This is a genomic window from Mycobacterium sp. SM3041 (assembly GCF_039668335.1).
GTDB lineage: Bacteria > Actinomycetota > Actinomycetes > Mycobacteriales > Mycobacteriaceae > Mycobacterium.
This window is the reverse complement of the sequence record NZ_JAYXBQ010000070.1, coordinates 1-13,451: the sequence shown is the minus strand read 5'-3', so window position 1 is coordinate 13,451 and position 13,451 is coordinate 1. Positions and strand designations below refer to the sequence as shown.

Here is a 13,451-nt window from a genome sequence, read left to right as displayed (position 1 = left end):
TCTTCGGACACCCACAATCTCGGTGCAGGATCAGTCGAGGCCACTGGCAAGAATCGCTCTAGGTATCTGGGTATCTGCTTCAGATGGATGTCGGGCCGCAGTCAGCGTCAAGCGCAAACTTGTGCTGTCGACGACAGCCCAATCCTATCGGGGTCATGACGCGCCACTCGAAAAGTCAGCGAAGCCACGCGCCTCGCACGATCTGCCCACACTTTTGGTGCAGGTAACCGCTCTTCCGGCCCACTATCCTTGTTGGGACGACTGATAACCGCCCCGGCGTAAAATCGGTCCGGGGTTGTCGTGTGAAGGGGGCGGCGTGGACGTAGTCAAGGTCGACACAGAGATGCTGCGGCATCAGGTGGCGAAACTCGAGGAGACTATCGGTCATCTCGAGTCGCATGAGAAGACGGTCGGGCACGCCATCGACTCATTCGGTGAGGCACTGAAGGGCGACACGGGCAAAGCCGTCGCGGCGGCTCTGAGCAGCTATCAGAAGGCGATGGCCGCACTGCGCACCGAGCAACACGGCATTACCGAAAAGCTGCACTCCGCGGTTGCGGCCTACGACTCGACCGACACCAACGCCGCCTCAGGCCTGACCCAAGCAATGCACCTGTAGGGGGACATCAATGGCCGAGCAAGAGTGGCACTTTGCGAAGATCGAGCAGACGGTCGGCGACCTCAAGGATGAGCACAAGCGGTTGAACGACGTTCTGGCCGAGGAGCGCGCTCGGATTCAGATGGTCAGCAGCGACATCTGGCACGGCACCGCTCGTGAGGGGTGGCAAGCTGCCGAGCGTTCGTGGGGTGAGAAGGCCGACGCTGCGCTGGAAGCCTTGAACAAGCTGATCGGCGCCATCCAGGGCGGTCATGATTCGATGGAATCCGCCGAGGGGAAGCTCAAGGGCAAGTTCGGCTGACCGACGCAGGGAGGGGAATTCGGTGTCGAGTAGTCACCGTCCGCTGGGGGCGCATCGCAGGGCGGACAGCAGATGACGCCTACGTTGAAGGTTGATACGACCCAACTCGCGGCTGCTGGTCAAGCGTTTCAAGCAGCGTCTGACGCAGTGCCGGCTGCTCCGGCTTTCTACATTCCGCCCGCTGCAGATGCGCTGTCGTCTGCCGCGGCGACCAATGCCCCAAAGTTCGCGGACCCGATAACGACCGGCTTGCCCAAGCTGAAAACCGAGACCGCAGCCTATGCAGCGAATATCAAAGACGCGGCGTCCACCTACGCGACGACTGATCAACAGGCCGCGGCAGACGTGCTGAAACAAAAGATCGATGATCCGGCGGGCCCAGGGTCCGGCGGTGGCGGCGGTGGCGTGCCAGGCGGTGGCGGCGGAGCGGGCTCACCCGGCGGCGCCGCCAATTCGGCCAAAGCTGGCGCAACGTCCGCGGCCGCACCAGGCGCGCCAAGTGCCGGCGGGGATCCGATGAGCCAGCTGAGCCAGCTCGGCCAGGTGGGCGGCCAGATGCTGCAGATGCCTATGCAGATGGCCCAGGCAGCGGGAGCAATCCCGCAAGCGGCGATGCAGATGGCCCAGCAAGTGGGCCAGCAGATCGGCCAAATGGCTGGCAAGAAGGGCGAGTCCGACAAGGACAAGCCAGAAGACGCTGCGCAGAAAGCTGCTGACGACAAGAAAGCCGACGAAGAAAAGAAGTCGGCAGACGACAAAGACAAGTCGCAGGCGCAGTCCGAGAAAGCGCAGCCGAAGGCTCCGGTCGAGGGCAAGCATGCTGCAGCGCCGATCCACGGTTCAAGCGCTCCCCCCGTCCCCCCGTCCTCGTCTGCACCACGACACGCCGCACCGACCCGACCCAATGTGGAGGAACAACTGTGACCCAGCCACCGCAGTCCGGCCCGTGGGGTGCTCAGCCTCCGCAGCAGCCCGGAAACTGGCAGGGCTACCCCGGTGGACAACAGGGGCCGGGTCCGCAGGGGCAGTGGAACCCACAACAGCAGTGGCCGAGTCCCGCGCCCGCCCCTCAGAAGAAGGGCCCACTGAAGTGGGTCCTCGGTGCTATTGCCCTGATCGCTGTCATCGCGGTCACCGCCGTGGTGGCGGTGTCATGCGCGGGTGGCAATGGTTCCAACAACGGTGGCGACGGTGGTACGCCATCATCGGGTTCGAAATCCGACATCGCTAGCGCTAACGACACTGGACCTGTTTCGGTGATTACTGAAGATCCGTCTTGTGCGCCATGGTTGCCCGTCAACAACATAGTTGGCGATGCGGAAAAGAACGGCTGGCAACAGCGCGACGTTTCACTCCCCGCCAGCGCGTGGACTCCTGAAACGCAGTCTGTATATAAGGCGGTCGGGGATGCCATGCGCACGGCCGCCGACCAGACAGTGCCGCTCGCTAAGCTTACGCCCCACCGAGTGCTACGCGAACTCTACGAACAATACATCGCATACACTCGGCTTTTTGTTGACCACATCCCAACCTACACTGAAGCCGACAACAATATCCTGGGAACCGCAGCAACCACTGCGTCAGTAATTAATAGTATTTGCACTGCAATAAGTTCAGGATCAGCTGCGACTCGTGGGCCGCTCGTTGCGAAGCCGGATCAGCCACGACACCCAACAACAACGAACAGCGTCGATAATCCACAGCAATTCGTCCGAACTCCCGATTCACAATGCAACGATTGGAACCGGGCAGCCGCCGAGCTGACCACTAATCCGGTGTTTATGAGTTGGCTCAAAGTTGATTCAAATATCTCGGCTGGCAACTGGTCAGCCGAGGATAAGTCACAGAACGACGCCGTAAAGCCCTTACTAGCCCGCGCCGTCGATTCATACGAACAGCTTGCACGCCAGGCGTCAAATTCGACCATCGAAGACTTTGGGATGCTAGCCGTCCAATACGGGCGTGCCTTCATTCAAGGGCTACCCACTTACATTCCGGCAGACATAAATCTCTACATGGTTTTTCTGCGTTCACCCGGCATTATCAAATACGCATGCCAGGCGGCTGAGGCGAAGTAATGGGTGACATACCACGGCCGAGCGGTGCCGACGGGATGCTAGATCCTGGTGGCTGGACCGACGCAAGCGAGAGTCGCTTCTACCAGGTCGCACAAGACTGCCTCAGCGCCCTGAACAACCTCGTCAATCGAGGGCTCACTCCTTGGGACCGCACACACAAAGATACGTTCAAGTACGGAGGAGGGGCCTGGTCGGGCGACGCAGCCGGCGCAGGCAATCAAAAAGGCAATACCCTGATTCAGAACTTTACGGAGTTGCAGAATCTACTTACCGCCGCGACCAACTGGAACTACGAACTATCCCAGACCGTCGTCGGCGCAAAGACATCAGTAACCAACAATGTTTCGGCAGCGCTCGATTACATTTCTAAACTTTCTCAAGATGACCCCGACTATGAAACCAAGGTCCGCGACAAGAAAGCCCAGTGCCTGCAAGCGAATGTTCGGGTCATAGAATCAGCAGCCAACGCAGTCACGTCACCTCAGACGTTCAAGCCTCAGTTGAGTGGGAACCAACTGTTAGCGGCTGGCTTACCAAGCGGGCCACCCACTGGCGTTGTTGCCCCGATCGGCGGCGGGCCGTCAACCCCGCCGAATGCGCCTAAGTCCGGAAACACAGGCGAACTCAACCAAGCGCCGCAGCCAACTCCGACAAATAACACCACGCCAACACCGCCCACAGGTACTTCAGCGCCAGCATCATCGCAAGCTCCGCAACCGTCCAAATCTGGCAACACGGGCGAACTCAACCAAGTGCCGCGCGAGGTTCCGAAAACCACCCCTATTCCCGCACCAGCGACATCCCAACCAGCAGATTTCCCGAAATCCGGCAACGACGGGGTACTCAATCAGCCGTCGAACCCCGTAGGAACACCCGGCGGCACACAAACGGCGAACTCGCAAAACCTCGGTGGCACCTCAAACAACGTCGTCGGTCTCCCTCCAGCGGCCACGACCAGAACTACGAGTGGTGGTGGCGGTGGAGGCACGCCGACCGCAAGCACGAGCACTGGAGGCAGCGCTTCCGGGGGTGGTCTCGGCAGCACCACCAGCGGCTCCGGTACACCCCAGTCGGGCAATCCCACTGGCCAGCCGACCGGAGCCCAGGCACCGGGCGGCCAACCGAACAATCCACTGCAGCAGGGATTGCAGCAGTTCGGCCAGGGTCTGCAGAGCGGCGCGGGTAACACTTCGCAACCGCTGGCGGCAGCCCAACCGGCGACGCAACAACCCACCACGCCGCCGCCGGCAACCCCGACTGGCGCAGCTGGCGGCACGTCCGGGACGAGTGCCGCTCCCGTCGGCGCCGCGTCGGCGGCGGGCGGTGGCGGTTCCGTCGGCGGGCCAGCGCCTGCAACACCGGCCGCGCCTGCAGCACCGTTGGGCCCTGCTCCGACGCCTTCTCCGGCGGCACCGGTTGCACAACCCGGACAGGGCGGCCCCGTCGGACCAACAGGCCCAGGTGTCGCCGCGGCCGGTACGAACAACCAGCAAGCTGCTGCCGCGGCCGCGCCGATCCCGGTCAGCCCGGCGCGCGCAGAGCGCGACGCCATGGCAGCGGCCGCCAAAGCCGGCCTGCTGCAACGTAAGTCGGCAGGAAACACCGACGCAGATATCGAGATCGCTCGGCGCATTTCCGCGGCATTGCATGCGCCGCCGTCTATTCCGGCGGCGAGCTATCAGTTTGTGTGGGCGGTCGGTGTCACGTCCGAGGGGCAGATACTGGCGGCCAACTCGTACGGGATCGGCTACATCCCTGACGGGGTGAAGCTCCCGGGGCAGGTGACGCTGGTCAGTGCGGATGAGGCAATCTCGCCAGCTGAGCGAGGCCGCTGGGTGAATGTTCCGTTCCTCGCATTACAAGGCTGGGCGCAGTTCCACGGCAAGACGCTTCGCGCGATCATCGGCACGCCTGACGAGGTGAAGCCCTACAAGTCGAGCATGCATGCCGAAGAGTTGGCACCTGATGACATTCCCGCCGATGGCACCATGCAAGGTCGGTCACGGCTGCAGGTGATCGCGCCGGAAGCCGCTGCGCGACTGGAGGAATGGTCTGACGTCACGCTGTACGAGGCGCTGCCGCCTCGACCGGTGCAGGATGCCCCACCCGACGCCAAGCAGACGATGAAGCTCTGGGTAGAGACCATCAAGCCGCTACTGCGCACCACCGGCACCAATGGTCCGATCGATCATCTGACCAAGCTCATCGCTTACGCCGACCACATGCAGAGCATCGAGCTGTACAAGGCGTACACCGCCCCACATGTGGCCGCACAGCGCGAGGCAATGTCGGATTGGATTTACTGGCAGCACGTTTCGTCGATCTGCCAGGACGCCACGAATCCTGTTCTTGGCAGTGTTCAAGCGTGAGCGACCACAGCGACGGATGGGAACGTACCGCGGTCCGGCCGTTCGAGGTTTTCCCAGAGCTCTATCGGCACATGGACATCCAGCTGCTGTCGGCGATCGCAAAAGGCGACGATGCTAGCCGCGCGTCTGCGATCGGTGCTGGCAGTCGTGAGGTAGTTGAGCGAATCGCACATCTACATGAACCATGGGTTCTGAACATCGATGCGGACGCCACGATCGAGTCGATCGACCGGCACGCCCTAAAGCTGTTCGAGCGCGGTGCGCCAGAGATCGGAGAATGGGTCCAGCGCATTCTCGGTCATTGGCGGCGGCAGCGGTCCTGGTTCAACGTAACTGTCGACGTCGTCGCCGCGGCTGACAACAAGGACCTGAGCCGCGTCACCATCGCGTCTGCCGACTGCATCAGACGCGCCACATTTGCGTTCTTGGACGTCGATTTTGGCCCTATCCCACCGCTGTCGAACGACCCGTTCTACGGGGTATTGCTTGCCGCTGGCGAAATTTTCACAACCCACCGCGACCAGATTCCTCTTCGGGTGCAATTCGATTGCGTCGGCGGGCTGGCTGCCACACCCGAGCACAACCCCTGGGTGGCAGCGCTTATCGATCAAGAACTCGTGATTTACCGTCGGCTCTATCGAGTGTTTTTCAACCTCTTGGAACAAGCCGGCATGTTCGACGACCGTGACGACGACCGCGAGTTCTTCTACACACCTGACGAGGTGGACCGCCAGACCCGTTGAACCGTTGAGGTTCAGCTCCGCTGCGAACTCCCCCGCCGCCGCGGTTCCCACAGCACCAGCGCCGTGCTGGGCTTGCGGACGCGTTCGAGTTCGGCGGTCACCTCCGCGAGCCGGGCCTGCAACGCCTCGACCTGATTGGTCAGCTCGATGATGCGCTTGATGCCGGCCAGGTTGACGCCTTCGTCCTGGGACAGGCGCTGCACCTCGCGCAGCAGGTCGACGTCGTGCTGCGAATAGCGCCGACCGCCGCCCGAGGTGCGTTGGGGGCTGACCAGGCCGAGCCGGTCGTATGTCCGCAACGTCTGTGCGTGCATACCGGCCAGCTCGGCGGCCACCGAAATCAGGAAGGTCCGCGCTTCCTCTGTCTTACGCCGGGCACTCATAGCGACCCCGCCCAACCGGCCCGCGGATCAAATCCACTGGCCCGCTCTGCTTTTGCGTACGCCTCAAGCGCCTCCGCCGCTTCACCCTCGAGGTTCGGCGGCACAGCCACCTTGACGGTGACCAGCAGGTCGCCATGACCGCCGTCGCTGCCGCGCTTGGGCACACCGCGCCCACGCACGCGCAGGATGCGGCCGTCGGACGTGCCCTTGGGCACCCTGACGCCAACCTTGCCTTCCAGCGTCGGCACGGAAAGCGTTGTCCCCAATGCCAATTCATGGAAGCTCACCGGAACGGTGACGGTGAGATCGTCGCCGTCACGGCCGAACACCTTGTCGGGCCGGACGTGCACGGTGACATACAGGTCGCCCGAGGGCGCCCCGCGTAGACCCGCTTCGCCCTGCCCGGCCAGCCGGATGCGCTGACCGTCGGTGACACCCGGAGGGATGCGCACGTTGATGGTGCGCGTCCGGGTGGAGACGCCGGTGCCTTTGCACTCGTCACACGGGTGCTCGATGATCGAGCCCGTGCCGCGGCATTCGGTGCACGGCTCCGAGAAGCCGAACGCACCCTGGTTGCGGTTGATGACGCCGGCGCCGTTGCAGTTGGGGCACACCTTCGGGCTGGTGCCCGGGCGCGCGCCACTGCCGTGGCAGTTTGTGCAGGGTGCCGGGCTGGTCAGGCGCAGCGGCATGGCCACGCCCTTGGTCGCTTCCAGGAAGCTCAGCTCGGTTTCGGTTTCCAGGTCGTTGCCGCGGCGCGGACGGCTGGGGCGCGGCTGCTGCGCGCCCCGGCCGAACAGGCCGCCGAACAGGTCACCGATGTTGGCGCCGCCGGTCTGCCCCGCCTGGTCGAACAGGTCGCCCAGGTTGAACTCCGACGCGTCGCCGCTGAAACCTCCGAAACCGCCTCCGCCGCCGCTGAACCGGCGGCCGAATCCACCGTTGGCGAAAAGCCGCCGGGTTTCGTCGTATTCGGCACGCTTGGTGTCGTCGGTCAGGATCTCCTTGGCCTCGGTCGCCGCTTTGTAGCGTTCCTCGGCCGCGGGGTTGTTCGGATTGCGGTCCGGATGGTTGTCGGCAAGCACCTTGCGCGCGGCGCGCTTGATCTCATCCTTGGTGGCGTCAGAGGTGACGCCGAGTTCCTTGTAGAAGTCCTTCTCGACCCATTCACGTTGAGCCATGTCGCGTCACCTCCTCAGCGTCGCTCGGTTACTCGTTTGATTCTGATTTCTGTTCGGTCGCAGCGTCGGTATTGGCGGGCGTGTCGGGCGCATCAGCTGCGGGTTCGGCGTCGACGACACCGACCAACGCGTGCCGCAGCACCTGCTCACCGAGCTTGTAGCCGCGACGCATGACGGTGCCCAGCACCGGGTTGGAGCCGTCGCCCTCGTGCTGAACGGCCTCGTGCAGCGAGGGGTCGAACGCGTCGCCCTCGGCGCCGAACGACGTCAGCCCCAGGCCCTCCAGCGCACCGGAAAGCTTGTCCGCCACCGACTTCAGCGGTCCGGACTCCAGATCGCCGTGGGCGCGGGCCCGCTCGAGGTCGTCGAGCACCGGCAAGAACTGGTGCACGACAACCGCTTTGGCCCGCTCGGCCGCGGCCTGCTCCTGACGGACCGACCGCTTGCGGTAGTTGTCGTACTCGGCCTTCAGCCGCTGCAGGTCTGCTTTCAGCTCGGCGGCTTCGTCGGTCACCGGAGCCTCCGCGGCCTCGCCACCTTGACCAGTGGCCGGGGAACCCGGCGCCGACCCCTCAGGGGCCGACGCCGGAGCGCCCTCACGCGGTTCGCCGGTTTCCGGGTCGATGCGCCGCTTGTCGGTGATGGTCACCGGCTCGTGCGAATCGTCCTGGCTCACTTGTTCTCCTGATCGTCCTCGACAACCTCGGCGTCCACGACGTTGTCATCTGCGGCGGCGCCACCCGGAGCACCCGCACCGGCGCCGGCGGCCTGCTCGGCCTGAGTGGCCTCGTAGATCGCCTGGCCCAGGGCCTGGCTCTCGACGCCCAGCTTCTCCATGGCCGTCTTGATGGCGGCGATGTCGGTGCCGGCGAGCGCGGTCTTGGCCTCGGCGATGGCACCGTCGACCTTGGTCAGCGTCTCCTCGGGGACCTTCGAGCCGCCCTCGGCTTCACGCTGGTCCTTGACGAACTTCTCCGTCTGGTAGACGAGCGACTCGGCCTGGTTGCGGACGTCGGCCTCTTCGCGACGCTTCTTGTCCTCTTCGGCGTGCGCCTCGGCGTCCTTGATCATCCGGTCGATCTCCTCCTGGGACAGGCCGGAGCCTTCCTGGATCTTGATCGTGTTCTCCTTGCCCGTGCCCTTGTCCTTGGCGGTCACGTGCACGATGCCGTTGACGTCGATGTCGAAGGTGACCTCGATCTGCGGCACACCGCGCGGGGCCGGCGGGATGCCGGTCAGCTCGAAGCTGCCGAGCAGCTTGTTGTGCGCGGCGATCTCACGCTCGCCCTGGAAGACCTGAATCTGCACCGACGGCTGGTTGTCGTCGGCCGTGGTGAAGGTCTCGGACCGCTTGGTCGGGATGGTGGTGTTGCGCTCGATCAGCTTGGTCATCACGCCACCCTTGGTCTCGATACCGAGGGACAGCGGGGTGACGTCAAGCAGCAGAACGTCCTTCACCTCACCCTTGAGCACACCGGCCTGCAGCGCGGCGCCGACGGCGACGACCTCGTCCGGGTTGACGCCCTTGTTGGGCTCCTTGCCACCGGTCAGTTCCTTGACCAGCTCGGTGACGGCGGGCATACGGGTCGAGCCACCGACGAGGACCACGTGGTCGATGTCGGAGACCGAGATGCCGGCGTCCTTGATGACCTGCTGGAACGGCTTACGGGTGCGGTCCAGCAGATCCTGGGTGATGCGCTGGAACTCCGAGCGGGTCAGCTGCTCGTCGAGGAACAGCGGGTTCTTGTCGGCGTCGACCGTGATGTACGGCAGGTTGATCGACGTGCTCTGGCTCGAGCTCAGTTCGATCTTGGCCTTCTCGGCAGCCTCACGCAGACGCTGCATGGCCATCTTGTCCTTGGTCAGGTCGATGCCGCTGGTGCCCTTGAACTTCTCCACGAGCCAGTCGACGATGCGCTGGTCCCAGTCGTCACCACCGAGGTGGTTGTCACCGGAGGTCGCCTTGACCTCGACGACGCCCTCGCCGATTTCCAGCAGCGAGACGTCGAAGGTGCCACCACCGAGGTCGAAGACCAGGATGGTCTGTTCCTTCTCGCCCTTGTCCAGGCCGTAGGCCAGGGCGGCCGCGGTCGGCTCGTTGACGATGCGGAGCACGTTCAGGCCGGCGATCTGGCCGGCTTCCTTGGTGGCCTGACGCTGAGCGTCGTTGAAGTACGCCGGGACTGTGATGACGGCGTCGGTGATGTCCTCACCGAGGTACGCCTCCGCGTCGCGCTTCAGCTTCTGCAGCGTGCGCGCGCTGATCTCCTGCGAGGTGTACTTCTTGCCGTCGATGTCGATGGTCCAGTCGGTGCCGATGTGGCGCTTCACCGAACGGACGGTCCGGTCGACGTTGGTCACGGCCTGGTTCTTGGCGGGCTGACCGACCAGCACCTCGCCGTTACGCGCGAACGCGACGACCGACGGGGTGGTCCGGGAGCCCTCAGAGTTTGCAACGACGACGGGGTCGCCGCCCTCCAGCACCGCGACGCAAGAGTTGGTGGTCCCGAGGTCGATACCGACCGCACGAGCCATAGTGATGCCTCCTGATAGACATTGATGGGTGATCTGAGCGAACTGCGCTCAAGCTTGCTATCGGACGGGGTCGTCTGTCAAGCCATACTTGAGTCTGTTGCACTCAACTTCTTGTCGGTCGGTCCAACCTGGGTGGTTGGCGATCTATTCCCGATTCCCCAAAAATGTCCGTCCGCGCCTGTTGACGCAGGTCAGGCTGGCGCTTTTGCGACCATGGCCCGCACCGAGTCCGGCAGTTCGGCCGTCGACCACTCCGCCCGCTGCGGCTCGCCATAAGAGACGGAGAACGGCACGATGCCCGCCCAGGCGTCGGTTTCCTCCTCCGGTTCGGCCAGCGGACCGCCGTTGACCTTGTACACCCAGTCGCCGTCGACGATCGGCAGGGAGATGACGTTGGTCGCCGCGATCTCCTTCGGCAGCATCGCGCGCACCTCGGCGGTACGGCCGGGGATCAGCAACTCACTGAAGCGCTCGAGCAAGGCCGCCCGATCCTCCCGGCGTGCGGGTTCCACCTCGCCGTACAGCACCGCCGATCGGTAGTACACCGAGGAGTCAAAAGTGCTGTGCGCCACCACAAGCGCGTCCATGGCCGTCACACAGAAGGCGACCTGCGCACCCGCCCCCTTCGTCCCCAGCGCACCCGCGCCGGTCGACCCGTGGATGAGAATCCGGTCGCCGTGACGGACGTACAGCGTCGGCACCGCAAGCGGCCGGACCTTGCCGTTCGGCCGAGCCACGTCGCCGATGCTGAGCACGCCCCACCACTGCCCATCGAGGAACTCCTCGAGAGCGGCGCGCGCCGTGGACTGACGACCGTACTTACGGGTGACCTTTTCCATGAGTCCAGATCACCATGATTGCGGCCTTGCCAAAATAGCCAGAATTGCTCATTTCCAGCAGGCCAGTATTCTGACCGAGTGGCGCGGCACACCCGGGCGGTACATCTACCTCTCGACACCACCGACCTCAGCGCCAGGGCCGTCGCGAGCCAGCTGGTGGCGCTGATCGCCGCTGGGCAGGTCGGCGACGGCGACTGGCTGCCGTCGACGCGAACGCTCGCACACGAGCTCGGGGCCTCGCGGACGATGGTCGCCGCCGCCTATGACGAACTGGTCGCGGCCGGGTTCCTCGAAGGCGTGCCCGGCGCTGGGACCCGGACGACCGTCGGCGCCACGGCAGCTGCCCGCGCCGGGCTGTCCAGTCGCGCGCCCCGCCTGGAGACGGCGAACGTCGCGCCGGCACCGCATGCCGCTGTGTACCCCACCGGTGTCGTCGATCTGCGCCCCGGCACCCCCGACACCGGACTCATCGACATGCGGGCCTGGACCCGCGCGTGGCGGGCCGCCGCGTCTGCCCAACCGACGATGCTCTCGCCATGGCAAGACACCGACGATGCCTTCACCACCGCCATGTCCCGCCACCTGCGCACCAATCGGGGTGTCGACACCGACACGGTTTTCGACATTCCGGGATCGACCGCAGCCTTCCAGACTCTGGCGGCCGTGAGTGGCCTCACCCGCTGTTATCTCGAGTCGCCCTGCTACCCCGCCGCAGCGGAAGAATTCACCCGCGCCGGCCTGCAGCCGGTCTTCGTTCCCGTCGACCAAGACGGCCTCTGCGTCGACAGGCTCGGCGACGACGCCGGCATCGTCTACACCACACCGGCTCACCAGTACCCCCTCGGGCACCGGCTCTCGGTGAATCGCCGGGCCGAGCTCGTCGCGTGGGCCAAGCGCACCGGCTCGATCGTCATCGAAGACGACTACGACGGGGAGTTCCGCTACGGCGTCGCGCCATTGCCCGCCATCCGGTCGATTCCCGGCGCCGGCGAACACGTCGCCTACGTCGGCACCGCCTCCAAGATGCTCGCGCCGAGCCTCGGCGCCGCCTGGTTGGTGCCGCCACTCCCCCTGCAAGACGCGGTCCAGACTTACCTCCGCGACCACCGCATCGCGGTCTCCACAATCACCCGCATCGCCCTCACCGAACTGATCACCGCCGGGGAACTGCAACGGCACCTGGCCCGGGCCGGCCGCGAATACCGTTGCCGCCGAGACATTCTCATCAGCGAACTCGAGGCACGCTGTCCCGACCTCGAAGTGCTCGGCGTCCAGGCCGGGCTGCACGTCGCCATCCTGCTGCCCGCCGGCCGGCGCGACCGCGACGTGGCCGCATCCCTTGAGGCCGACGGTCTCATCGTCACGCCATTGTCGAATTTCCCGCAGCAGCCCGGCTCTGAGATCAACGGCATCGCAGTCAATTTCGCGCATATCGACCGGGCGATCGCCAGGCGCTTCGCCGATTACACTGCGGCGGCTCTCGCCCAAGGCGCACCATTGTGAGATGAATGCCGACCCGCACACGGCAGTCGACGAGATTGCCCCCGACATCTTCCGGCTCTCCACCTGGATTCCGGACATCACCGAAAACGGCTTCACCTTCAACCAATTCCTGCTGACCGGCGATGAGCCGTTCCTCTTCCACTGCGGCCAACGACAACTGTTCCCATTGGTCTCGGACGCCATCAGCCGAGTCATGCCACTGCCGAAGCTGCGCTGGATTTCGTTCGGGCACCTCGAGGCCGACGAATGCGGCGCGATGAACCTGATGTTGGCCGCGGCGCCTCATGCCGAGGTCGTTCACGGCGGGCTGGCCCTGATGTTGTCGCTGGTCGACATGTGCGACCGACCACCCGTCGCCGCCCCGGACACCGTGCTGGACATCGGCGGCCACCGACTCAGATTCATTGCCACACCCCACGTTCCACACAACTGGGAGGCGGGGTTGTGGTTCGACGAGACGACCTCCACCCTGCTCGCCGGCGATCTGTTCACCCACACGGGACACTGTCCACCGCTGACCGAATCCGATTGCGTGGTCCCGGCACTCGAGGCGGAGGCCATCTTCCACGCCACCGGATTGACGACGAACCTCGCCCCGACACTCGAGCAGCTCGCCGCGTTGAATCCGTCGACGCTCGCCCTCATGCACGGTTCGTCCTACAGCGGGGACGGTGCGGCGCAGCTCCGAGCACTGGCCGATGGCTACGCCGCGATGGCAGGCGCTCCCTAAAACGGTGCGGGTTCATCCCACTGCTCTGCTGCCGCGGCCGTGTTGGCGATGCGTTGTTCGTTGGCTGTGCGGGCTTGGTTGATGAGTTGTCGGCGTTCTTGGGCGCGGGTGTGTTTGCGTTTGGGCATGCAGTGACCGCGTGTGGGTGTGCGTGGCGGTTCTTCGGTCAC

General features: G+C 64.7%; 13 protein-coding genes. 8 read left to right on the top strand and 5 right to left on the bottom strand.

What is annotated here, in order from left to right:
* Positions 1–316: 316 nt before the first annotated feature.
* The 6 genes from VXD91_RS22460 to VXD91_RS22435 all read left to right on the top strand — a co-directional run bounded on the left by VXD91_RS22460 (position 317) and on the right by VXD91_RS22435 (position 6,110).
* Positions 317–619: a WXG100 family type VII secretion target gene (locus VXD91_RS22460; protein WP_135357213.1), complete on the top strand. Its 303-nt coding sequence runs from the start codon at positions 317–319 to the stop codon at positions 617–619.
* A gap of 10 nt (positions 620–629) precedes the next feature.
* The gene (locus VXD91_RS22455) at positions 630–920 is read left to right on the top strand and encodes a WXG100 family type VII secretion target (protein WP_029120443.1); all 291 of its coding nucleotides are present in this window, start codon (positions 630–632) and stop codon (positions 918–920) included.
* Between the two features lie 72 nt (positions 921–992).
* Complete coding sequence (locus VXD91_RS22450; protein WP_318984673.1) at positions 993–1,844, top strand: hypothetical protein; 852 nt, start codon at positions 993–995, stop codon at positions 1,842–1,844.
* Positions 1,841–2,998: a hypothetical protein gene (locus VXD91_RS22445; protein ID WP_318984674.1), complete on the top strand. Its 1,158-nt coding sequence runs from the start codon at positions 1,841–1,843 to the stop codon at positions 2,996–2,998. Before VXD91_RS22450 ends, VXD91_RS22445 begins: the two co-directional genes overlap by 4 nt.
* Positions 2,999–3,033: 35 nt before the next feature.
* Positions 3,034–5,367: a hypothetical protein gene (locus VXD91_RS22440; protein WP_318984675.1), complete on the top strand. Its 2,334-nt coding sequence runs from the start codon at positions 3,034–3,036 to the stop codon at positions 5,365–5,367.
* Complete coding sequence (locus VXD91_RS22435) at positions 5,364–6,110, top strand: hypothetical protein (protein WP_318984676.1); 747 nt, start codon at positions 5,364–5,366, stop codon at positions 6,108–6,110. The genes VXD91_RS22440 and VXD91_RS22435 overlap by 4 nt, the downstream gene beginning before the upstream one ends.
* A gap of 11 nt (positions 6,111–6,121) precedes the next feature.
* Here VXD91_RS22435 and VXD91_RS22430 read toward each other — a convergent pair whose 3' ends face one another.
* From VXD91_RS22430 to VXD91_RS22410, 5 genes are all read right to left on the bottom strand, one after another.
* Positions 6,122–6,493 (bottom strand): helix-turn-helix domain-containing protein, encoded by a 372-nt coding sequence (locus VXD91_RS22430; protein WP_318984677.1) that lies wholly within the window; start codon positions 6,491–6,493, stop codon positions 6,122–6,124.
* Positions 6,490–7,674, bottom strand: a complete 1,185-nt coding sequence (gene dnaJ, locus VXD91_RS22425; protein ID WP_133428483.1) for a molecular chaperone DnaJ — start codon at positions 7,672–7,674, stop codon at positions 6,490–6,492. The genes VXD91_RS22430 and dnaJ overlap by 4 nt, the downstream gene beginning before the upstream one ends.
* 28 nt (positions 7,675–7,702) lie before the next feature.
* Positions 7,703–8,350 carry a nucleotide exchange factor GrpE gene (gene grpE / locus VXD91_RS22420; RefSeq protein ID WP_133428482.1) on the bottom strand — a complete coding sequence of 216 codons (648 nt, stop codon included), beginning with the start codon at positions 8,348–8,350 and terminating at the stop codon, positions 7,703–7,705.
* On the bottom strand, positions 8,347–10,209 hold the full coding sequence (gene dnaK, locus VXD91_RS22415; RefSeq protein ID WP_133428481.1) for a molecular chaperone DnaK: 1,863 nt from the start codon (positions 10,207–10,209) through the stop codon (positions 8,347–8,349). Before dnaK ends, grpE begins: the two co-directional genes overlap by 4 nt.
* Positions 10,210–10,400: 191 nt before the next feature.
* The gene (locus VXD91_RS22410; protein ID WP_133428480.1) at positions 10,401–11,048 is read right to left on the bottom strand and encodes a pyridoxamine 5'-phosphate oxidase family protein; all 648 of its coding nucleotides are present in this window, start codon (positions 11,046–11,048) and stop codon (positions 10,401–10,403) included.
* A 78-nt stretch (positions 11,049–11,126) separates the two neighbouring features.
* On the opposite strand from VXD91_RS22410, the gene VXD91_RS22405 reads away from it, so the two are divergent.
* Positions 11,127–12,551 carry a PLP-dependent aminotransferase family protein gene (locus tag VXD91_RS22405; protein ID WP_346416470.1) on the top strand — a complete coding sequence of 475 codons (1,425 nt, stop codon included), beginning with the start codon at positions 11,127–11,129 and terminating at the stop codon, positions 12,549–12,551.
* 1 nt (position 12,552) lies between these two features.
* The gene (locus VXD91_RS22400; protein WP_346416469.1) at positions 12,553–13,281 is read left to right on the top strand and encodes an MBL fold metallo-hydrolase; all 729 of its coding nucleotides are present in this window, start codon (positions 12,553–12,555) and stop codon (positions 13,279–13,281) included.
* Positions 13,282–13,451 lie beyond the last annotated feature (170 nt).

What these genes read in the sequence shown, in the direction of transcription:
- dnaK (WP_133428481.1), bottom strand. Translation starts at nt 10,209, where the DNA reads ATGGCTCGTGCGGTCGGTATCGACCTCGGGACCACCAACTCTTGCGTC.
- VXD91_RS22450 (WP_318984673.1), top strand. Translation starts at nt 993, where the DNA reads ATGACGCCTACGTTGAAGGTTGATACGACCCAACTCGCGGCTGCTGGT.
- dnaJ (WP_133428483.1), bottom strand. Translation starts at nt 7,674, where the DNA reads ATGGCTCAACGTGAATGGGTCGAGAAGGACTTCTACAAGGAACTCGGC.
- VXD91_RS22400 (WP_346416469.1), top strand. Translation starts at nt 12,553, where the DNA reads ATGAATGCCGACCCGCACACGGCAGTCGACGAGATTGCCCCCGACATC.
- VXD91_RS22455 (WP_029120443.1), top strand. Translation starts at nt 630, where the DNA reads ATGGCCGAGCAAGAGTGGCACTTTGCGAAGATCGAGCAGACGGTCGGC.
- VXD91_RS22440 (WP_318984675.1), top strand. Translation starts at nt 3,034, where the DNA reads ATGCTAGATCCTGGTGGCTGGACCGACGCAAGCGAGAGTCGCTTCTAC.
- VXD91_RS22410 (WP_133428480.1), bottom strand. Translation starts at nt 11,048, where the DNA reads ATGGAAAAGGTCACCCGTAAGTACGGTCGTCAGTCCACGGCGCGCGCC.
- VXD91_RS22430 (WP_318984677.1), bottom strand. Translation starts at nt 6,493, where the DNA reads ATGAGTGCCCGGCGTAAGACAGAGGAAGCGCGGACCTTCCTGATTTCG.